The organism is Microbacterium cucumeris (assembly GCF_058349845.2).
Genome location: NZ_JBYRIZ020000002.1, coordinates 304,564 through 325,626 on the forward strand (window position 1 = coordinate 304,564; position 21,063 = coordinate 325,626).

Sequence of the window (21,063 nt, forward strand, 5' to 3'; positions counted from 1 at the left end):
GCTCTATCGTGAGGGCATGCAGACTGCGGAGACCTCGCGCGTGAACGACTGGCTGGGCCGTTTCGTCCGGCGCCCCGGAGAGACGACGATCTCGATCGAGGCCGTCGCGCTGCTCATCGGAGCGGCGTTCTTCGTACTGGCATTCCTCATCTCGTTCGTCGTCTTCTGGGGGCGCACGCTCGAGATCACCGGGCCGGGATCGATCGGAAACTACGCCTCGATCGGCGGCGCCGTCGTCGCGGTTCTCGCCGTCGCGCTCGCGCGGCTGGGCGTGCGCGAACGAGGGGAGCGTCCGGTGCTGCGCCCGGACGGGCTCGCCCTGCCGGACGCCCACGTGCGGTGGTATGAGAGCGCGGCGATCGCGCTCGCGTTCGCGGCGACCGCTCTGCTGGGCTGGGAGGGGATCGCCGTGCTCCTGTCGCAGAGCTTCACGGGGGCGCCCGTGTTCGCCTTCCCCGGGGCGATCCTCGTCGCCGTGGCGTTCGCCCTGACCGCTTACATCTGCTACCTCAGCGCGGCGACCCTGACGCCGTTGTCGCTCTCGCTCGTGCTCGCGGTGTTCCTCGTCGTCGGTGCGTTCGCCAGCATGCTGACGGCGACGGATCCGCTGTGGTGGCAGGACAACCTTTCGGCGCTCGGCATGGCCAGCAACGCCTCGGCCTGGATCTTCAACGGGACGCTCATCATCGCCGGGATCATCGTCACGACGATCGCCCGCTACGCGACGGCGGGTCTGCCGGTCGACACGGAGAAGGCTCGCCGCGGTCGGCGCTTCGTGCGCATCGGGCTGGTGCTGATCGGGCTGTTCCTGGCGTGTGTCGGCATCTTCCCCGTCGACGCGTTCTTCCTGCTGCACAACACCGTCGCCACGGGCATGGCGGTCGCGTTCGCGGCGCTCGTGATCGGACTGCCCTGGCTGCTGCCGACCATCTCCCGCGTGTTCGTGGTCCTCGGGTACGTGTACGTCGGTGTGATCGTGCTGCTCGGCGTGTTCTTCGCGACCGGCTACTACAACCTCACCGCGGTCGAGCTGATCGCGGCGGTGCTCATCTTCAGCTGGATCATCGTGTTCCTGCGCACGGCGAGCGTCGGCGTGCCCGTGGTCGCTTCCGGCGAGGCGTGACGGTTCAGCGCAGCTGCCTGGTGGCCTCGTGCGTGCGTCGCAGGGCGTCGACGGTGTCCCCGTAGCGGCGCTGTGCGACGCCGAGGAAGAGGCAGTCGACCACAGCGAGCTGAGCGATCCTGCTCACCATCGCGCCGGCACGGAAAGCGGGTTCGCGCACCGCGGTGTACAGGACGTGCTCGACGGCTCCCGCGAAGCGCGAGTCCCGGGCGGATGTGACGCCGATGGTCGTGGCGCCGGCGGCGCGGGCGGTCTCGATGAAGCGCAGCGTCTCGACGGTCGAGCCCAGGTGCGAGAAGCCCATCGCCACCGTCGCGGCGTTCGAGAGCGCGGCGGAGCTGACGGCCTCGTGCGCGTCGGAGAGGACGAGGGCATTGCGCCCGACGCGCAGCAGCTTGTGTCCGAGGTCGGCCGCGGTGAAGTGGCTGGCTCCGATCCCGAACAGCAGGATGCGGTCGGCGGCGTCGATCGCGCCGACGGCGGCGGCGAGGGCGTCGAAGTCCAGCGCGGCGATGGTCTCCTCGATCGCCAGCACCTCGAGCGATGCCATGGTGGCGGCGATCTCGGGCAGCGAGTCGTCCGCACCGATCTCGGAGCCGAAGCCGTTGCGCTGTCCGAACTGCGCCGACTCCCGGCCGATCTCCGAAGCGAGCGAGATGCGCAGCTCGGCGTAGCCGGTCACCCCGACGGCGCGACAGAACCTCACGACGGAGGCGACGGACGTGCCGCAGCGCTCGGCGAGCTCGGTGATCGACAGGCGCGTGATGAGCGCCGGGTCCCGGCGGATCTCCTCTGCGATGCGCTGAAGGGCGGGGGACAGCGCGGGCGCCGTCGCGTCGATGCGCGTCTGGATGCTCATGCGTCTCCTCGGAAGAGCCGAAAGTTCATTACACCTCGTTGTTCGGAACTGTAGACTATTTTCATGCGTGCAGCGGCCATCGATCTCGGAAAGACCCGGTGCCGGTTCGTCGTCTCCGACGCCGCGGCTCCGGTCCGACGCGACGGCCCGGGGGCTCCCGGACTGGCGGTGTCCGGGGGAGTGGAAGCTGCGCTGGAAGCCATTGTGCCCCTGCTGGACACCGCAGCGCACGCGATCGACGTGCTGGGCGTCGGCGCGGCGGGCGCGTGGGTGGCCCCGGAGGCCGCCCGGCAGCTCGCGGGCGAGCTCGCCGTGCGCACCTCGGCGCGGGTTGCGGTGGCATCCGACGTGGTGACGGCCCACGCCGGTGCGCTCGTCGGATCGCCCGGAGTGCTCCTCATCGCCGGCACCGGCGCGGCCGCGCTCGGGGTGGATGCGCGGGGTGTCCGACTCGTGGACGGCTGGGGCCCTGAGCTGGGCGACTTCGGCAGCGGCTCGTGGCTGGGGCGGGAGGGGATCCGTGCGGTCCTGCGCGCCGGCGCCGGACTCGGCCCCGCCACCGCGTTGTCCGCCGCGCTCGATGCGCACATCGCCCCGTCACCTGACGTGCACGCGTGGCTCGCCGGTGGCGGGCCGGCCGCGCGGCACCTCGCGACCTTCGCGCCCGTCGTGCTGGACGCCGCTGCCGACGGCGACGACGCAGCGGCAGGGATCGCCGCCGAGGCAGTGCGGCTGCTCACGGCCTCCGCCGCGGCGGCGGCCGGCGCCGATTCCCGCGTCGCCCTGCACGGCGGCCTGACGGACCATGTCTGGTTCCGGACCGCCCTCGAAACCGCCCTCGTCTCCGCGAGCCGCACGGTCGTGCCGGCGCGCGGAGACGCCCTCGACGGCGCGCTGCTGCTGGCCGCGCGCACCGACCTGCCCCACGAAAGGTATGTGCATCGTGCAGGATGACTCCTCCCGCTTCGCCGAACTGCTCGCCGAGCTGTCCGGACTCACGACCGAGGCGCAGACCGCGGAGCGCGGCGATCTCGATCTGCTCAGCACGATCGAGCTCGTCCGCGCCATGAACGCCGAGGACCGTCGCGTCCCGGAGGCCGTCGCCGCGCAGGCTGAGCCGATCGCTGCAGCGGTCGACGGCATCACAGAGCGCTTCCGCCGCGGCGGGCGCCTGATCTACATCGGCGCGGGCACGGCGGGGCGCATCGGCGTGCTGGACGCCAGCGAATGCCCGCCGACGTTCGGCACCGACCCCGCCATGGTGGTCGGCGTGATCGCCGGCGGCGAGAAGGCGATCCGCTCGGCCGTGGAGGATGCCGAGGACGACGAGGACGCCGCGATCGCCGACCTCGACCGGCTGTCGCTGTCCGCGGACGACACGGTCGTCGGCATCTCGGCATCCGGGCGCACGCCGTACGTGGTCAGCGGGCTCGTGCACGCGCGGGAGACCGGAGCGCTCACGGTCGCGATCGCCGCGAACGCGGGCTCCGCGATCGGATCCGCCGCCGAGATCGCGATCGAGGTCGTCACCGGGCCGGAATTCATCTCGGGATCTACGCGGTTGAAGTCCGGCACGGCGCAGAAGCTGGTCGTCAACATGCTGACGACGCTGTCGATGATCAAGCTCGGCAAGACCTACCGAGGCGTCATGGTGGACTTGGTCGCCACGAACGAGAAGCTGCGCGTGCGCAGCGTCCGCACCGTGTCACAGCTGGCCGGCGCGAGTGTGGAGGAGGCCTCCGCGGCGCTGCGCGCCGCCGACGGCTCCGTCAAGCTCGCGCTGCTGATGCTGGCGACCGGGGCGGATGCCGCGTCCGGCGCCGCCGCGCTGGAGGCGTCCGGCGGTTTCCTGCGGGACGCGATCAGCGCGCTGAGCTGAGGCGGCAGCGGCTCAGGACGCCGGTGCGCGTCGCTCGAGCACCGCGTGAGCGGCGCCCAGATCGAGATCCGCGATCCGCACCGCCTGCCCGGTGGCCAGCGAACGGTTCCCGGCGAGGCCGACGGCCATGCTGCGCACGCCGTCCGTCCAGTCCGCCGTGCGTCCGAGCGGATCGTCCTCGACTCCGACGAAGACATCCCGCAGCAGCATGGCGTCGCCCCCGCCGTGCCCGCCTTCGCCGTCCGGGATCGCGACTTCGCGCGCCGGCGCGAAGTGCTGCTGCACGACGAGCCGCTCCGACACCGGACGCGCGGTGTCGTCGACGACGAGGTCGGGGCGAGCGCTCGGGTCGACGACGGTCCGGCCCTCCTCGTCGACGAGCACCGATCCGCGTTCGACGACCGTGAGCTCAGCCCGTCCCCGCGTCCCGTTGACCGCGACGGTGTACCCCTCCCAGGGTGCATGCGCATTCAGGGAGTACGACAGCGTGCTGCCACGGGCGTAGTCCACGACGAGGGACAGGTTGTCCTCGATCGTGATGCCCTCGTCGAACACGTCGCGATCGCGCAGGTAGCCGTCGAATCCCTCCTGTTCGAGATACAGGCCGCGCCAGACCGGATCGGTGCGCAGGTCCAGGCTGAACCGGTCGCGCAGCGGGGAGTCGGTGGTGCCGCGCTCCGGGCGGGGGCCGAGGCCCCGCCGCCGGGCGTTCTCGGCTCCGTAGAACCGCAGTCCTCCCGAGGCGAAGACGCGCGTCGGGGTGTCGTCGATCCACCAGTTCACGAGGTCGAAGTGGTGGCTCGCCTTGTGGATCAGCAGCCCTCCCGACCGATCCTTGTCCCGGTGCCAGCGTCGGAAGTAGTCCGCGCCGTGACCGGTGTCGAGCACCCATTCGAAGTGCACGCTCGTCACCTCGCCGATCTCGCCGGACGAGATCACCTGCTTCAGGGCGCTGTTGCGCGGAGAGTAGCGGTAGTTGAACGTCAGGGTGACACCGCGACCGGTGCGCCGGACCGCGTCGGTGATCCGGCGCACGCCCTCTTCGGTGGTCGTCAGCGGCTTCTCGACGACGACGTCGGCACCGGCGTCGACCGCCTCGACGATCAGATCCGCATGCGTCGAGTCCGGCGTCGTGATGATGACGCGCTGGACGCCGTGCTCGGCGACGACCGACGCGAGCCGCGACGGCGCGAAGCGTGCGGGATCGCCGAGCTCGGGATGCCGGGCCAGCGACCATTCGACACGACCGGGGTTCGTGTCCGCCACGGCGACGAGCTCGGCCGCGTCCGCGTGCGGTCCCGCGATGGCCTCCAGGTACATCTGGGCTCGGGAACCGGTGCCGACCAGGCCGTATCGATCCTTCTGCATGCGCGGTCCTTTCGACGGCGTCTCTGCGCCGGTCACTTGATGCCGCTGGTCGCGGCGCCCTTGATGAGGAATCGCTGTCCGAACAGGAACACGAGGAACAGCGGGACCAGCGACACGACGCTCATCGCGAACATCGAGCCGTAGTCCGAGCTGGACTGCGCGTCCAGGAAGCCCTTCAAGGCGAGGGAGGCGGGGAACAGCTCCGGCAGTCGGAGGTAGATGAGCGGGCCGAAGAAGTCGCCCCAGGTCCAGATGAAGGTGAAGATCGCCGTGGTCGCCAGAGCGGGCACGATGAGCGGCAGCGTGATCTGGAAGTAGCTGCGGGCGTGCCCGGCTCCGTCGATGCGGGCCGCCTCGAACAGCTCCTTCGGAAGACCCCGGATGAACTGCACCATGAGGAACACGAAGAAGGCCTCGGTCGCGAGGAACTTCGGCACGACCAGCGGAAGGAAGGTGTTCAGCCAGTCGAGTTCCTTGTAGATGATGAACTGCGGCACCAGCAGCACCTGGAACGGGAGCATGATCGACCCGAGCATCAGCGCGAACGCGAGGTTGCGGAATCGGAACTTCATGCGCGCGAAGGCGTAGGCGGCCATCGAGCAGGACACCAGGTTCCCGAGGATCGCGCCGAACGCGATGATCGCCGAGTTGAGCAGGAACAGCCCGAACGGATGCTGGAGGTCGTTCCAGCCGTTGACGTAGTTCTCGGTCGTGAGGTTCGTCGTGAAGATGCTGAGATCCCGGAAGATCTCGTCGTTCGGCTTGAGGCTGGAGGCGACGAGCCAGATCAGCGGGTACACCATCACGACGCACAGGACGATCAGCACGACGTGCTTCAGCAGGGAGCGCCAACGGGCGTGACGCTGCCCCGGCCGACGGCGGGACACGGGCGCGGCGCCGGAAGGACGGACGAGGGTCTCGGTTTCAGTCGTCATAGAACACCCAGTACTTGGAGAGCCAGAAGTTGAAGGCGGTGAATGCGGCGATCACCACGAGCAGGAACCAGGCCATGGCCGAGGCATAGCCCATGTCCAGGTCGGTGAACGCCTCCTTGTACAGCAGGAGGGTGAAGAACATCGTCGAGTCGCTCGGTCCGCCCGTTCCGCCGGAGACGACGTACGCCTGGGTGAACGACTGGAACGCGAAGATGATCTGCAGCACGAGGTTGAAGAAGATCACCGGCGTCAGCAGCGGGAACGTGATCGACAGGAACTGACGGACCCGGCCGGCGCCGTCCATGGATGCGGCTTCGTAGTACATCGCCGGGATCTGCCGGAGGCCCGCGAGGAAGATGACCAGCGGTGAGCCGAACGTCCAGACGTTCAGGACGATGAGCGTTCCGAGCGCGAAGTCCGGATGTCCGATCCAGCCGGGGCCGTCGATTCCGAACCAGGCGAGGACGCCGTTGACGAGTCCGTCCTTGCCGAACACCTGACGCCACAGGATCGCGATGGCGACGGAGCCGCCCAGCAGAGAGGGGAGATAGAAGACCGAGCGATAGAACGACAGGCCCCGCAGGCCCTTGTCGAGGAGCACTGCCAGCGCGAGCGCCAGTGCCAGCTGCAACGGCACGCCGATCAGGACGTATTCGACGGTGACGCGGAACGAGTTCCAGAAGCGGGCATCCGAGAACATCCGCACGAAGTTCTCGATGCCCGACCATGTCGGCGGCTGGAGCAGGTTGTAGTCGGTGAAGGACAGGTACAGGGATGCCACGATGGGGCCGATCGTGAGGCCCAGCATCCCGATCAGCCACGGCAGCAGGAATGCCACGGCGGCCTTGTTGTCGGGGAACTTCTCTCGGACGCGCGCGCCCGGCCCGCGTGTGCGGGTGAGGGTGCGCAGCTCGCCAAGACTGCTCATGCGACCTCCTTGTCAGCTTGCGCGATGCTTCTCCACGTCATCCGGCTCGGATGCGATGCGAGAAAGCGGTTTCACGGTCAGGACGATTATTGGTGTCCGGGAATCCATCCGTCAAGTCCGTCATTCCGGCGTGTCGCCCGATCGCCGTCGGCGGTGGTGAAAGGTCTTCGTTGACAGGGTTCCGGTCCGATGCTAACTTTCGAGAAAGCGGTTTCACCGTTTTCTGATATCCATCCCTCCTGGCGGACATCGATGCCGCCCACAGCGAAAAGAGGCGCAATGACGCGTATCACCCGTACCCGCGTGATGACGTTCGGATCCATCGCCGCCGTGTCCGCCCTGGCGCTGAGCGGATGCTCCGGCGACGCGGGCTCCGCCGAGGGCTTCGACCCGGACGAGGAGATCGAGCTCGAGATGTCCTGGTGGGGCGACGACGCGCGCGCCGCCCTGTTCGACGAGGTCATCGGCCTGTTCGAGGACGAGCACCCCAACATCACCGTCACCCAGACTCCGGTGGGATCGCCGGATGACCTCTTCAACCGCCTGGCCACGGACTTCGCCGGCGGAGGGGACACCGCGCCCGACGTGTTCGCGCTCGGGGGAGCGAAGCCGCAGGAGTACGGCGAACTCGGCGCGCTGCTGGACTTCGAGACGGTCGGGGAGTACGTGGACTCCTCGCAGTACCCGGACTTCTCGCTGACGAACTCGATCGTCGACGACACGCTGTACGGCCTGCCGACCGGGGGCAATGCGACCGCCGCGTTCGTCAACGCCGACATCTTCGAGGCGGCCGGAGTGGCCGTGCCGCAGGACGGCTGGACGTGGGACGACCTCATCGCCGCCGCCAACGAGATCGGCAGTGCCGGTCTGACCAACGAGGCGGGCCAGCCGGTCTACGGGATCGACATGAGGATCGCCGACATCATCGGCACTTATGCCGCGCAGGTCAGCGAGCTCGGCATGTACGACTGGGACGGTCAGCTCGGCGTGGATGCCGAGCAGATCGCAGGCATCTTCGAGATCGAGAAGGAGCTGTCGGACGGAGGCGGCATGCCGGATCCCTCCGTGGTCGCCTCCGGGGTCGCGCTTCCGCCGGACCAGCAGCTGTTCACGCTCGGGCAGGCGGGCATCACCTTCGGCTACAGCAATCTCATGAACGTCTACGGAGCCGCAGGAGACGTGCGGATCATGCTTCCCCCGACGTCGACGGACACGACCGGCGTCGCCCTGCTCCCGTCGGCGTTCTGGGCGATCAACGCCGCGACGCCCCACCCGGAGGCCGCGGCCATGCTCGTGGACTGGTTCCTCAACGAGCCCGCCGCCGCCGAGCTGATCCTCGACACCCGCGGAGTCCCGTTCAACCCGGAGACGCTGGCCGTGGTGACCCCGCTCCTCGAGGGGCCGAGCCAGGTCGCGGCCGAGTACGTCGACGTCGTGCTCGAAAGCGGGGTCGTCGCTCCGCCGCAGCCGTCCGGCGGCTCGATCATGAACGAGCTGTCGCAGCGCATGGAGGCCGATGTGCTCTTCGGTCGCGCGACACCAGCGCAGGCCGGCGAGCAGTGGGTCGCCGAACTCGGTGCGGCACTGGAGCAGTAACGGCGATGCAGACGATGACGGCCCGGGACGACGCCTTGCAGCGACTGCGAGAGGCGGACCCGATCGCCCGGGCCGGCATCGCCGGCTCTCCGCTCGCGGACGGCATCCGCACCGCCGAGGTCCGCTTCGCGGCCGTCGGCGGACCCCTCGAGGAGCGCTGGCACCGCGCGCTCGCCGAGCTGAGCGCCAGTATCGGCTCGACATCAGGGACCGAGCCCGTGCTCCTCGAGGGCGGTGTGTATCCCGGGACGTGGCTGGAGAGCACGGGGTCGATCAGCGCCGACGTGCTCCGGCACTGGGCTCCGGACGTCGCCAGGGAGACGCTCCTGCAGTTCGCGGAGCACCAGCGCGACGACGGGCTCCTGCCCTACAAGGTGACCGCCGACGGCCCGGCGTTCAGCCAGATCCAGATCGTGACACCGCTCGCCCGCGTGGTGTGGCGTCACTATCTGGCCTCGGGGCGCGATCGTGGGTTCCTCCGGAGGATGTACGACGCCATGGTCCGGGGCGACGAGTGGCTGGCACGCCATCGCGACACCCGCGGCACCGGCGCGGTGGAGGCGTTCTGCACGTTCGACACCGGACACGACCTCTCGCCCAGGTTCTGGTTCGCACCGGATCGCTGCCCCCACGGCGATGCGCAGCAGTGCGATCCCGATTCTGCGCTCCTGCCGTACATCGCGCCCGATCTCACCGCGAACGTCGCCTGTCAGCGCGCCTACCTCGGCCGCATCGCCGACGAACTCGGCGAGGACGGGGAACGCTGGCGAGCGGCCGCACGCGAGAGCACGGCGGCTCTGTGGGAGCAGTGCTTTCACGCCGAGGACGGCCTGTTCTACGACCGCGACCGGAACGGGCGCAGCGTGCGGATCGCCTCGGACGTGCTGCTGCGGGTGCTGGCATGCGAGATCGGTGACGAGGCGTTCTTCGCGGAGAGCCTGGAGCGCTATCTGCTGAACACGCGGAAGTTCCTCGCACACTACGGCTTCACCTCGATCGCGATGGATGATCCGCGTTTCGACCGGGATGCGTCGCGCAATTCGTGGGGAGGGCCGGTCAACTTCCTGAGTCTGCTTCGCGCCCCCGACGCATTCGAGCACCATGGCCACGCGGCCGAGCTGGCGGCCGCGTCCGCCCCGGTACTGGCCGCCCTGGCCGCGGCGGACCGGTTCCCGCAGTGCCTGGACCCGTTCACCGGGGAGGCCGGGTTCACCACGCAGTACTCGCCGTCGATCCTCTGGTTCCTCGATGCGCTGGAGCGCTGGTCCGGGATCCGCGAAGCGGACGACGGCGACCTGTGGTTCTCCGGCGCCTCTCCGACGCGGCTCGGCCTCGGCGCCGCGGCCTCGGCGGTCGCGACAGCGCGTCGCACGGCAGGGGGATTCTGGGAGCTCGCCGCCGATGACGACCGGGTGGACGTGCATCGAGACGGCGAGCTCGCGTTCTCGTTCCCGCGCGGGTGGCGCGTCATCACCGATCCGTCCGGGGTGCCGTGGCGGATCGTCGGCCTCGGCTCCGCCCGCGTCGGCGGGGACCTCGTCATCGACGGCAGACGGACGCATCTCGACGCGGCGCCCGATGAGATCCTCGAGCTCCGGGACGGGCGGCTCGACGGTCGGCATGGCGTCGCGAGCATAGCGCCCGTCTTCGACTGATCGCACTCAGCCGCGCAGGCGGAGTCCGTCCGGCGTCTCGTCGAGAGGGAAGAACCGGGCGCGCTCATGCGGAGTCCGGTTGGGAGTGTGCAAGGCGAGGAGCAGTGTGCCCTCGGCATCACGGAAGATCATGCCGTGTCCTCCATCGGCCGGCCACAGGGCCGTCTCCGCCTGCATCCACGGGCCTCGGATGCCGCCGGAAGAGGACGTCGCGACTCCCAGCGCGTATCCGGACTCCCCGAAGCTGGACCACAGCATGAGCAACCGCCCGTCGGCCGTGCGATGCAGGGACGGGCCGTCCGTCACGTACACGAGCGGGAACTCCGGTCTCGGGATCGGCCGTGCCCACGCGGCGGCGGACGCGCGGAAGAGCAACTCGGGTTCGGAAGCGGGAGTCCGCAGATCCTCGCTCAACCGCACGGCGAGGATCTCGCCGTCGCCGACGTCCTTCCATTCGTGACAGAAGACGAGGTAGGGGACGCCGTCCTCGACGTGCAGGGTGCCGTCGAGGCATTCCCAGTCGTGCGGCGTGAGCGGCCCGTCGGACCAGGGCGTGTAGGGACCCTGTGGCGAGGAGGCGCGCAGGACCTGCGTGCCCCGGTGCCGGCCGGGTGCGGTGAAGGTCGCGAACAGGTAGTACGCGTCCTGGTATCGGTGGACCTCCGGCGCCCAGTACTGCGTCCGGGACCAGAAATCCGGGTCGGGGCGGAACGCGGGAAAGGGACCGGACCAGGTCTCCAGGTCCGCGCTCCAGTAGGCGTCGAAGCCGGTCGCCGGACCGTCCCAGATGTTCGGGTCGGTGCTGCCGAACAGCCAATGGCCGTCCCCCTCGCGCAGGACGAAGGGGTCGCGGATCTGGATGTCGTCGAGTCTCATCGGCGTCGTCCTCTCAGCGCCGGACGGGGCCGGTCGACTCGCGCAGTTCGAGCCGCGGCTGGAACATCACGTCGTGGTCCGGTGTCTCGCCGTCGATGAGCGAGCGCATGCGGTTCCACGCCAGAGCGCCGAGCGCCTCGTGCGGCACGGATGCCGTGGTGAGCGCCGGAGACATGAAGCGGGCGAAGGGGATGTCGTCGAATCCGGTGATGGAGATGTCCTCCGGTACGCGGATCCCCTTCTTCGTGAGTCCGTGCAGCAGTCCGATCGCGACGAGGTCGTTGAAGGCGAGCACGGCGGTCGCGCCGGTGCGCGTCACCGCGTCCACGGCATCGAGCCCGCTCTGGCTGTTGGCACCACCCGGTATGCGGTCGACCGTGAGGTCTCCGACGGAATTCCGGACGTCGTCGATGCCGCGCAGGCGATTCTCGTTAGCGGGACCCTCCGGACCTTCGACGTAGGCGAGGTGGCGGTGCCCCAGAGCGTGGAGATGGTGCGCGAGGCGTTCGAAGCCGGCCCGCGAGTCGACGGCCAGCGTCGGCGCGGAGGAAGCGGGGCTCGCGCGGTTGAGGACGACGACGGGGCCGAGCGTCGACGTCGCGGTGCCGAGGGCATCATCCGTCATCCGGGGTGCGCACAGCACCAGGGCGTCGCAGCGGTGGCGTATCTCCGCGGCCAGCACGGGTTCGTCCTCGGCGGACTCGGCCGAGTCGGCGACGAGCACCCGGTATCCGTCCTCGGCCGCGGCCTTGCTGAGACTCGTGAGCACGGCTTGGAACGTGGGGTTCGACAGGTCCGGCACGAGGAAGGCGATGGCGTTCGTCTGGCCCATGGCGAAGCTGCGCGCGAGGTGATTGGGGGAGTAGTCGAGTTCCCGAGCAGCGGCCCGCACGCGCTCCGCGATCTGCGGTTCGCCGAAGAACCGTCCGTTCATCACGCGGGAGACCGTCGCCGGCGACACCCCCGCCGCCTGCGCGACCGAGCTGATCGTCGTCGCACTCGATCGTCGAGCCACTGCGCCCGCCCCCTTCCCGCCGGCCGTCCGCCGGCCGCGTGCTTCCGGGGATCAGTGTAGCGCTGAAACCGCTTTCTCCGGCGCGAGGACGCGCCCAGGACCCCCTGCGCGCCTGCGATGTCCCCGGCATCCGCCATGATGGTGCCGTGATGACGCCAGCGAAGCTCCGCGCGGAGCGCCTGCGATCCCATCGACTGACTGCTCCCGCTCCGACCGTCGCCGACGCGGCTTCGCACCTGCTCGCCGTTCAGAGTCAGGAGTTCTGGGGCGGGCGCTGGGCGCTGGCCACGCGGACCGTGGGCGCTCCGACCATGCGCGCGGTCGACGCGCTGTTCGACGACGGCACCCTGATCCGCGCCTGGACGCAGCGCGGCACGCTGCACATCGTCCCGGCCCGTGACTTCGCCTGGATGCTGCGGGTGACCGGCGAACGCCAGCAGCGCGCGCAGGCGCCGCGTCTGCGCGAACTCGGACTCGATGCCGACGTGCTCGCACGGATCGAACGCGCCGCGCGAGTCGCTCTGCGCGGCGGGAACGCCCTGACGCGGGCGGAGTTCTTCGACGTGCTCTCCGGCATCGGGGTCGACCCGACGGGGCAGCGCGGCGCGCACGCCATCGGCGACCTCGCCATCCGCGGGATCATCTGCCAGGGCCCGGTCGTCCCGCGCCCCGACGGCGTGAGCCGCGAGCAGTACTTCGTGCTCGCCGAGGAGCACATCACCGACGCGCACGTGCCCGACGATCCGGCGGCCGAGATGTTCGCCCGCTACATCGACGGTCACGGCCCCGCGACGGCCGAGGATTTCGCGTGGTGGTCCGGTCTCACGCTCACGGCGGCCCGAGCGGCGGCGGCCTCGGCGGTCGCACGGCTGGATGAGGTGGACGACGGCGTGTACGTCGCACGGGCGCGTCCTCGTCGCCGCGCGACCGGCGAGGTCCTCGCTCTCGCGTCCTTCGAGGAGTACTACATCTCCTATGCCGATCGGTCGCACGCGGGAACGCCGGAGGCGTTCGCGGCGGTCGGACCGGGCAAGAACGGGATGGTCCGACCCATCCTGCTCGCCGACGGGCTGATCGTCGGCACATGGCGACAGTCGACGGCGCTGGGACGGCACACCGAGCATCCGACGGCCGAGCTGCTCGCCGACCTCCGCGACGAGGACGTCGCAGCCGCCCTTGCTCGCTACGCCGCGTTCGTCACGGGATGACGCACGCGGCCGTCATCCGAGGAGGACGTCGAAGCCGTCGCCGGAGGCGATGATCCGCACGGAAGTGAGATCGTCGACGTGATGCGCCGGGCCGAACGACGGAGCGTGCGGACCGACGCCGATCACGATCATCCCGGCATCCTGCCCCGCGCGGATCCCGGCCGCGGAATCCTCGAACACGACGCAGTCCGAGGCTTCGATCCCCAACTCCGCCGCGGCGCGGAGGAAGCCTTCGGGATCCGGCTTGCTGCGCGACACGCTCTCCGCGGTCACGGCGAGCCGGGGAACGGTCAGCGACGCCGCCCCCATCCGCGCCGTCATGAGGCGGACGTCGGCGGAGGTCACGATCGCGTGGGGGAAGGGTGCGAGTGCGCTGAGGAACGCCGCGGCTCCCGCGATCTCGACGACGCCGTCCACGTCCTCGCTCTCGCGCTGCAGCATCTGCTGGTTCTCGTCCAGGTTCACGGCGTGGTCTCGGGCGGGGAGCAGCAGCGCCATGCTCTGGTGCCCCTGCCTGCCGTGCACGGTCCGCAGCACCGTCTCGGGATCGAGGCCGTGCGGTCGCGCCCACTCCAGCCAGAGCCGTTCGACCACCGCCGTCGAGTCGACCAGCGTGCCGTCCATGTCGAGCAGGGCGGCGCGGGCGTGCAGCGTGATCGTCATCCCTCCAGCGTACGGGGGAGGTCCTGCTCACTCCTGAGCGTGCCGTGCGAGGAAGTCGTAGACCTCGCTGTCGTCGACACCCGGGAACGCGCCGCGGGGGAGCGGGGAGAACATGTGGGTGTGCACGCGGGCGCTCGGCCAGGCCTTGCCGCTCCACCGCTCGGCGACCTCGCTCGGAGGGCGGCGGCAGCACGCCTCGTCCGGGCAGGTCGACGCCGCGCGGTCCGGCGTCTCGCGTCCCCGCCACCACCGGGCGTCGTCGAACGGCACGCCGACCGTGATGGAGAACTCCCCGTCGCTGGAGGATCCGGTCTGCGTCGAGCACCAGAACGTCCCGGACGGCGTGTCGGTGTACTGGTGATGCTCCGTGGTGCGGTTCTGCTGCGCGAATGCGGCCCGCGCCTGGAACTTGCGGCACACGCGCTGCCCCTCGACCGCGCCCGTCACGTCCATCGGCAGGGGGAGGCCGTCGTTCTCGTAGACCCGGGTGATCGCCCCGGTCTCGTCGACGCGGAGGAAGTGCAGGGCCATCCCGAGGTGCTCGGTCATCAGGTTCGTCATGCGCATGCCCGCTGCCTCATGCGTGACGCCGAACGCGTCGCGGAAGTCCTCGACGGCGAGGTTGCGGTCCTTGCGCGCCTGCTGGAGGAAGGCCACGCCGGCGGTCTCGGGGATCAGGCAGCACGCCGCGAAGTAGTTGATCTCCAGCCGCTGCTGCAGGAAGTCGGCGTAGTCGGTCGGCGGAGTGTGGCCGAGGAGGCGGTGCGCCATCGCCTGCAGGGCCATCGACCGCAGGCCGTGGCCGCCGGGGATCGACGCCGGGGGGAGATAGATCCGCCCGTTCTCCAGATCGGTCACCGAGCGGGTCGAATGCGGCAGGTCGCCGACGTAGATCAGCTCGAATCCCAGCTTCTCCGCCATGATGCTCACGGTGCGGTGGGTCAGGGCGCCGCCCACATGACCGGCCGAGCGCAGCTGCTTCTCGGCGAGCTTCTCGATGTCGCCGATGTAGTTGTTCTGCGCGCGCATCCGAAGCCGCAGCTCCGTGTTCGCGCGGCGAGCCTCCTCCGGTGTGGCGATGGCCTCGCGTTCGCGACGCTGCAGTTCGCGGTGCAGGCCGAGCACGGACTCGATCGTCTCGTCGGTCATGCCCTTCGTGACGCGCACGGGGGCGATGCCGAGCTGCCGGAACACGGGGCTGGCCTGCGCTTTCTCCAGTTCGATCTCCAGCGCCGCCCTGCGGTTCGGCGGCTCGCCGGAGATGAGGTCGGCGACCTCGGTGTCCGTCGCCTGGGCGATCGCCTGCAGGAGCGAGAGCTTGGGCTCGCGCTTGCCGTTCTCGATGAGGCTGAGCTGGGAGCCCGCGACCCCGACCAGCGCGCCGAGCTCGTCGAGCGTGTAGCCGCGGGCGGTGCGGTGGTGACGGATGCGATGACCCAGGGTGGTGAGGTGGATGCCGGAGCCGCTCATTCCTTGATCATACTGAAAGAATCATTGTTCTTACGTTCCGAATCGTCGAAAAATCCTCGCGTGTCTGGCGCAGGATGGTCACAACGACCTGATTCTTCGAGGGAGCAGACATGGCCATCGCTGAGACGTTCACCTTCCGCACCGCACCGGCCGGGCCGGCGCGGACGCTGGGGCAGGCGCCGACGTACGACACCCCGGCGATGGCGGATCTGCGCGCCTGGGTGGAGGAGATCCGCGCACTGACGCAGCCGGACGCCGTGCACTGGGTCGACGGCTCGCGTGCCGAGAACGACGCTCTTCTGCGCGGGCTCGTCGACGAGGGCAAGCTCATCAAGCTCAACCCGGAGTGGCGCCCGGGCTCCTACCTCGCACGCTCCCATCCGAGCGATGTCGCCCGGACGGAGGGACGCACGTTCATCGCCTCCGAGCGCGAGGAGGACGCCGGCCCCACCAACAACTGGGCCGAGCCCGGGGCCATGCGCACCAAGATGGACGTCCTCTTCGCCGGCTCCATGCGGGGGCGCACGATGTACGTGGTCCCGTTCTCGATGGGCGCCGTCGGCGGCCCGCTCTCGCACATCGGGGTGCAGATCACCGACAGCGCATACGCCGTGGCATCCATCGGCATCATGACCAGGGTCGGCGACGCCGTGACCCGTGAGATCGCCGGCGGAGCCCCGTGGGTGCGCACCGTGCACACCGTGGGGGCGCCGCTGGCACCAGGCGAGCAGGACACCGCGTGGCCCTGCAACGACGAGAAGTACATCGTGCACTTCCCGGACACGCTCGAGGTGTACTCCTACGGTTCGGGATACGGCGGGAACGCCATCCTCGCGAAGAAGTGCTTCGCCCTGCGCGTCGCATCCGTCATCGCTCGCGATGAGGGCTGGCTGGCCGAGCACATGCTGCTGATCCGCATCATCGACCCGAACGGGCGGGCGTACCACGTCGCAGCGGCTTTCCCCTCGGCGTGCGGCAAGACCAATCTCGCGATGCTGCGCCCGACGATCCCGGGATGGCGCGTCGAGACGATCGGCGACGACATCGCATGGATCCGCCCGGGGGAGGACGGCCGGCTCTGGGCGATCAACCCCGAGGCCGGGTTCTTCGGGGTCGCTCCGGGGACCGGGGAGGCGACGAACGTCACCGCGGTGGAGACGCTGTGGGGCAACACGATCTTCACGAACGTCGCCCTGCGCCCGGACGGGGACGTGTGGTGGGAGGGGCTGACCGACACGCCGCCGAGCGACCTCATCGACTGGGAGGGCAAGGCCTGGACGCCCGGATCCGGGCGTCCGGCCGCGCACCCCAACTCCCGCTTCACCGTCGCCGCGGCCCAGTGCCCGCAGATCTCCGACGACTGGGAGGAGGCCGTGCCGCTGGACGTGATCCTGTTCGGAGGGCGCCGCGCGACGAACGTGCCGCTGGTCGTCGAGGCCACCGACTGGGCGCACGGGGTCTTCCTCGGGTCCACGATATCGTCGGAGCGCACCGCCGCCGCGGAGGGCACGGTCGGCGAACTTCGTCGCGATCCCTTCGCCATGCTGCCCTTCTGCGGGTACAACATGGGCGACTACTTCGCCCACTGGCTCGACGTCGGGCGCCGGCTGCGGTTCGATCGCGCACCGCGCATCTTCCAGGTCAACTGGTTCCGCCGCGGTGACGACGGCCGTTTCCTGTGGCCGGGGTTCGGCGACAACGCGCGTGTGATCGACTGGATCATTCGCCGCATCGACGGGCAGGTGGCCGCCGTCGACAGCCCGCTGGGCCGGCTTCCGCTCGCCGGGGATCTCGACCTCGACGGCCTCGACATCCCGGATGCCGACATCGAAGAGCTGTTCCGGGTGGACCCGGACGCCTGGCGGAGCGAGGCGGAGGGCATCGAGCGCTTCTACGACATGTTCGGCGACCGGCTGCCGGCGGCCCTGCGCGCCGAGCTCGCCTCGTTGCGCTACCGGCTCGACCGCGCGAGCTGAGCGCACCGCAGACCCGCGACGGCGGGATGACGGGGACGAACCCATGGCTGAGTGGTTCCCGGCATCCCGCCGTCGCGTCCTTCCGCCCCCGACTGCCTCACGCCCCTGGCCGTCTGCACGAGACTTCTCCCTAGCCCCGTGAGACCTCTCCGCAGTGACGAGACCTCTCGGTATTCACGCGCATAACGAGAGGTCTCGCGAACAAGACGGGGTCTGTCCGGTTTGGGAGGGGATGGATTGCCTGGGAAAACGGGACGACGCCGCGGCGTCAGGCGAGAAGCTGGTGGCGGGCGAGGTCCCGGTACAGCGGCGTCGACTCGATCAGCTCGGCGTGCGTCCCCTGGCCCACGACCTCGCCGTCCTCGAGGACGATGATGAGGTCGCTGTCCACGACGGTCGACAGCCGATGCGCGATCACGACGAGCGTCCGGTCGGTGGCGACGGCGTCGATGGCCTCGCGCATGCGCTGCTCGTTGACGCCGTCCAGCGATGAGGTCGACTCGTCCAGCAGCAGGATCGGCGCCTCCGTGAGCAGGGCACGGGCGATCGCGAGACGCTGACGCTCGCCTCCCGAGAGCATGACGCCGTCCTCGCCGACCGGGGTGTGAAGGCCCAGCGGGCCGCGTTCCAGTACGTCGCCCAGGTTCACGGCGCGCAGCACGCGTTCGCAGTCCGCATCGGATGCCGCGGGCGAGGCCAGCCGGAGGTTGTCGGCGAGCGTGCCGGCGAGCGTCGGGGCATCCTGCTCGACGTAGCCGAAGCGCGCCCGCAGGTCAGCACGCGCGTACGTGCGGATGTCATGACCGTCCAGCCGGATCGAGCCTCCGGTCGGATCGTAGAAGCGCTCGATGAGGGCCAGCACCGTGCTCTTGCCGGCGCCGCTCGGGCCGACCAGGGCGACGCGGGCGCCGCGCGGGACGGCGAAGGAGACCCCGCGCAGCACCTCACGGTCCGAGCCCGCATCGAGATCGGTCTCGTCGAGGTCGCGCTCCAGATGCGCGTCGACGAGCAGGCCGTGGACCTCGGTCGCAGCGGCCCGTCGTGCCGCCACGACGGCATCCGGATACCGGAAGCGCACGTCGCGGAACTCCAGCGCCGGTGCATCGCCGACGACGGCCTCGCGACCGATCGCGGCGGCGGTCTCGACGTCGGCATCCGATTCCCGGGGCAGGTCGAGCACCTCCTGGATGCGTCCGAGGGCGCCGAGAGCCTGGTTGACCGAGGTGATCGCGCCGAACGTCGACGCCAGCGGCATCACGAGCATGAACAGGAACATGATGAACGTGATGAGCGCGGCGATCGAGATCGTACCCGCCGCGACCCGGAATCCGCCGACGCCCAGCACGACCAGCAGCGAAAGCTGAAGGGCGATCCCGGCGATCGGGACGACCAGTGCCGACACCTTCGCGATGCGCACGCCGAGGCCGTAGGCCTGGCTCGCGAGCTGCGACACGGAGTCCGTCTCGCGCTCGGTGGCGCCCGACGCGCGCACGGTGCGGATCGAGCCGACCGCCCGCTCGACACCGGAGGCGAGCTCTCCGACCTTCACCTGCTGCGCCGTGGATGCCTCGCGGATCCGTCCGCTGAGCGCGACGACCACGACCACGGACGCTCCGATCACGACGACGATGAGCAGCAGCAGGACGGGATCGATGACGAGCATCGCGATCAGGGCGCCGACGAACAGGACCGCGTTGCCCACGGCATCCGCCAGACCCTGAGTCAGCACGGCGTACAGCAGCGTGGTGTCCGTCCCCACGCGCGACACGAGGTCTCCCGTCCGGCGCGCGTCGAATTCGCTGATCGGCAGATGCAGGATGCGGGCGATGAGCTTGCGCCTCGAGGAGTACACCACAGCGGTGCCGGTGCGCTGCAGCAGGTAGTGCTGGTAGCCGGAGATGATCGAGGACACGATCACGAAGCCGACGAGCAGCCACACGAGCACGCCGATGGTGCCGTCGGACTGCACGGCTTCGATCACCTGGCCGACCAGCAGCGGCTGCACGAGCGAGGTGGCGGCGCCGAACACGCTGAGCACGGCGACGACGACGAGCGTGCGCTTGTGCTCGAAGAGGAAGGGGAGCAGCTGGCGGAACGTGGCGCGCGGACCATCCTGCGGCGCGCCACGGCCGCGTCGGCGTGCGGGCGCCGTGCGGGACATGCGTGACCTCGAGTTCGGGAGAAGGGTTTACCTACGACCGTACTTCCTGTGCGCGGCCTGTTTGGTCACTCCGAGCGCTCCGGCGATCGCCTGCCACGAGTATCCGCCCAGGCGCGCGCGGCGGACCTGAGCCTCCTCGGCGCGGGCGATCTCGCGGCGGATGCCGGCGAGGCGGTGCAGTTCGGCGATCGGCTCGCCTTCGGGATCGGTGGCGACAGCGGTTCGGATGCTCATGGGGACCTCCGCAAGTCAACATATGTTGACCCGCGGTCGCGCGTCAAGTCCTGTTGACGATGTTCGCCGCTGGCAGACTGGACGGATGCTGCAGCTCTCCCCGCTCTCACCGGGCGACCGCGTCGCCGTCCTGTCGCCCGCCTTCGCCGCGCCGGCGGTCGCTCCCGTGCTGCACGAGCAGGCGCTGCGGCGCCTGCAGGCGCTGACCGGCCTGATCCCGGTGGAGTATCCGACCACCCGGCTGCTCGACGCGAGCCCCGAGGCACGGGCCGCCGACGTCGACGCGGCCTTCGCGGACCCGTCGATCCGGGCCATCCTCGCGACCATCGGCGGGGACGACCAGATGCTCGTGGTGCCGCATCTGACTCCGGAGCTGGCTCAGGCGGACCCGAAGCCGTTCGTCGGCTACAGCGACAACACCAACATCCTCAACTGGCTGTGGGGTCTCGGCGTCCCCGGCTACCACGGCGGCTCGACGGCCGTGCACCTCGGCCCCGGACCCGACGTGGACGACATCCACCTGCGCTCCCTGCGGGCCGCGCTGCTGGACGGCGGGGAGCTCGAGATCACCGAGCCGGGGGAGTCCGAGGACGTCGGACGCCGCTGGGAGGACCCGCGCGCCCTCACCCAATACGGCGACCGCACGCCGACCGAACCCTGGACGTGGGCGGGACCCGAGCGTCGCGTCGAAGGACGGACGTGGGGCGGATGCCTGGAGGTGCTCGACGGCCTGGCCTGGGTCGACCGACTGCCGCCGGCGTCGGACCTGGAGGGGGCGATCCTGCTCCTTGAGACGAGCGAGGAGCGGCCGAGTGCCGGGTGGGTCGCGCGGTGGCTGCGCGGGCTCGGTGAGCGCGGCATCCTGGCGGCCGTCGCGGGCGTCGTCGTGGCGCGGCCGCCGGTCAGCGACTTCGAGTTCCAGCCTTCCGCTGCGGAGGCCCTGGCGCTGCGCGAGGCGCAGCGGGATGCCGTGATCGAGACCGTCTCGCGCTACAACCGCGATGCCGTCGTCTGCGTGGGCGTCCCGTTCGGGCACACCCGGCCGCAGTGGATCCTGCCGTACGGCGGCACGATGGTGCTGGACGGAGCCGCGCGCCGCGTGTTCGCCAGGTACTGA

18 protein-coding genes are annotated in these 21,063 nt (G+C 70.0%); 8 read left to right on the forward strand and 10 right to left on the reverse strand.

Features of this window, described 5'->3' with window-relative positions; all coding sequences use genetic code 11:
- Positions 1-16 precede the first annotated feature (16 nt).
- Positions 17-1,123: a DUF998 domain-containing protein gene (locus AC3RXZ_RS08020; protein WP_243230788.1), complete on the forward strand. Its 1,107-nt coding sequence runs from the start codon at positions 17-19 to the stop codon at positions 1,121-1,123.
- A 4-nt stretch (positions 1,124-1,127) separates the two neighbouring features.
- Here the strand turns inward: AC3RXZ_RS08020 and AC3RXZ_RS08025 are convergent, their stop codons facing one another.
- Complete coding sequence (locus tag AC3RXZ_RS08025; RefSeq protein WP_243230789.1) at positions 1,128-1,982, reverse strand: MurR/RpiR family transcriptional regulator; 855 nt, start codon at positions 1,980-1,982, stop codon at positions 1,128-1,130.
- Between the two features lie 63 nt (positions 1,983-2,045).
- Here AC3RXZ_RS08025 and AC3RXZ_RS08030 point away from each other — a divergent pair, with 63 nt between their 5' ends.
- Both AC3RXZ_RS08030 and murQ read left to right on the forward strand, forming a co-directional pair.
- A complete protein-coding gene (locus AC3RXZ_RS08030; RefSeq protein WP_491493680.1) occupies positions 2,046-2,936 on the forward strand; it encodes a BadF/BadG/BcrA/BcrD ATPase family protein in 891 nt (296 codons plus the stop codon).
- The gene (gene murQ, locus AC3RXZ_RS08035) at positions 2,926-3,861 is read left to right on the forward strand and encodes an N-acetylmuramic acid 6-phosphate etherase (RefSeq protein WP_491493681.1); all 936 of its coding nucleotides are present in this window, start codon (positions 2,926-2,928) and stop codon (positions 3,859-3,861) included. The genes AC3RXZ_RS08030 and murQ overlap by 11 nt, the downstream gene beginning before the upstream one ends.
- A gap of 12 nt (positions 3,862-3,873) precedes the next feature.
- On the opposite strand, the gene AC3RXZ_RS08040 is transcribed toward murQ, so the two are convergent.
- From AC3RXZ_RS08040 to AC3RXZ_RS08050, 3 genes are read right to left on the reverse strand one after another with little or no spacing between them, the layout of a single operon-like run.
- Positions 3,874-5,229: a Gfo/Idh/MocA family protein gene (locus tag AC3RXZ_RS08040; protein WP_491493682.1), complete on the reverse strand. Its 1,356-nt coding sequence runs from the start codon at positions 5,227-5,229 to the stop codon at positions 3,874-3,876.
- 32 nt (positions 5,230-5,261) lie between these two features.
- Complete coding sequence (locus tag AC3RXZ_RS08045; protein WP_491493683.1) at positions 5,262-6,164, reverse strand: carbohydrate ABC transporter permease; 903 nt, start codon at positions 6,162-6,164, stop codon at positions 5,262-5,264.
- Positions 6,154-7,092, reverse strand: coding sequence for a carbohydrate ABC transporter permease (locus AC3RXZ_RS08050; RefSeq protein ID WP_491493684.1), 939 nt, complete (start codon positions 7,090-7,092; stop codon positions 6,154-6,156). The genes AC3RXZ_RS08045 and AC3RXZ_RS08050 overlap by 11 nt, the downstream gene beginning before the upstream one ends.
- 279 nt (positions 7,093-7,371) lie before the next feature.
- Here AC3RXZ_RS08050 and AC3RXZ_RS08055 point away from each other — a divergent pair, with 279 nt between their 5' ends.
- Both AC3RXZ_RS08055 and AC3RXZ_RS08060 read left to right on the forward strand, forming a co-directional pair.
- Positions 7,372-8,688 carry an ABC transporter substrate-binding protein gene (locus AC3RXZ_RS08055; protein WP_491493685.1) on the forward strand — a complete coding sequence of 439 codons (1,317 nt, stop codon included), beginning with the start codon at positions 7,372-7,374 and terminating at the stop codon, positions 8,686-8,688.
- A gap of 5 nt (positions 8,689-8,693) precedes the next feature.
- Positions 8,694-10,343: an MGH1-like glycoside hydrolase domain-containing protein gene (locus AC3RXZ_RS08060; RefSeq protein ID WP_491493686.1), complete on the forward strand. Its 1,650-nt coding sequence runs from the start codon at positions 8,694-8,696 to the stop codon at positions 10,341-10,343.
- Positions 10,344-10,349: 6 nt separating this feature from the next.
- On the opposite strand, the gene AC3RXZ_RS08065 is transcribed toward AC3RXZ_RS08060, so the two are convergent.
- Positions 10,350-11,219, reverse strand: coding sequence for a glycoside hydrolase family 43 protein (locus AC3RXZ_RS08065; protein WP_243230809.1), 870 nt, complete (start codon positions 11,217-11,219; stop codon positions 10,350-10,352).
- A 13-nt stretch (positions 11,220-11,232) separates the two neighbouring features.
- Entirely contained in the window at positions 11,233-12,234 is a 1,002-nt protein-coding gene (locus tag AC3RXZ_RS08070; protein WP_243230811.1) for a LacI family DNA-binding transcriptional regulator, read from the reverse strand.
- Between the two features lie 149 nt (positions 12,235-12,383).
- Here AC3RXZ_RS08070 and AC3RXZ_RS08075 point away from each other — a divergent pair, with 149 nt between their 5' ends.
- Positions 12,384-13,442, forward strand: a complete 1,059-nt coding sequence (locus AC3RXZ_RS08075; RefSeq protein WP_491493815.1) for a winged helix DNA-binding domain-containing protein — start codon at positions 12,384-12,386, stop codon at positions 13,440-13,442.
- Positions 13,443-13,454: 12 nt separating this feature from the next.
- Here AC3RXZ_RS08075 and AC3RXZ_RS08080 read toward each other — a convergent pair whose 3' ends face one another.
- Both AC3RXZ_RS08080 and AC3RXZ_RS08085 read right to left on the reverse strand, forming a co-directional pair.
- Entirely contained in the window at positions 13,455-14,105 is a 651-nt protein-coding gene (locus AC3RXZ_RS08080) for an HAD-IA family hydrolase (protein ID WP_491493687.1), read from the reverse strand.
- Between the two features lie 27 nt (positions 14,106-14,132).
- Positions 14,133-15,575 carry a helix-turn-helix domain-containing protein gene (locus AC3RXZ_RS08085; RefSeq protein ID WP_491493688.1) on the reverse strand — a complete coding sequence of 481 codons (1,443 nt, stop codon included), beginning with the start codon at positions 15,573-15,575 and terminating at the stop codon, positions 14,133-14,135.
- 110 nt (positions 15,576-15,685) lie between these two features.
- Between AC3RXZ_RS08085 and AC3RXZ_RS08090 the strand changes: the two genes are divergently transcribed.
- Positions 15,686-17,551, forward strand: coding sequence for a phosphoenolpyruvate carboxykinase (GTP) (locus AC3RXZ_RS08090; protein WP_491493689.1), 1,866 nt, complete (start codon positions 15,686-15,688; stop codon positions 17,549-17,551).
- Positions 17,552-17,819: 268 nt separating this feature from the next.
- On the opposite strand, the gene AC3RXZ_RS08095 is transcribed toward AC3RXZ_RS08090, so the two are convergent.
- Positions 17,820-19,712: an ABC transporter ATP-binding protein gene (locus AC3RXZ_RS08095; protein ID WP_491493690.1), complete on the reverse strand. Its 1,893-nt coding sequence runs from the start codon at positions 19,710-19,712 to the stop codon at positions 17,820-17,822.
- A gap of 27 nt (positions 19,713-19,739) precedes the next feature.
- Positions 19,740-19,946: an AsnC family protein gene (locus tag AC3RXZ_RS08100; protein ID WP_243230820.1), complete on the reverse strand. Its 207-nt coding sequence runs from the start codon at positions 19,944-19,946 to the stop codon at positions 19,740-19,742.
- An 85-nt stretch (positions 19,947-20,031) separates the two neighbouring features.
- Between AC3RXZ_RS08100 and AC3RXZ_RS08105 the strand changes: the two genes are divergently transcribed.
- Entirely contained in the window at positions 20,032-21,063 is a 1,032-nt protein-coding gene (locus AC3RXZ_RS08105) for an LD-carboxypeptidase (RefSeq protein ID WP_243230822.1), read from the forward strand.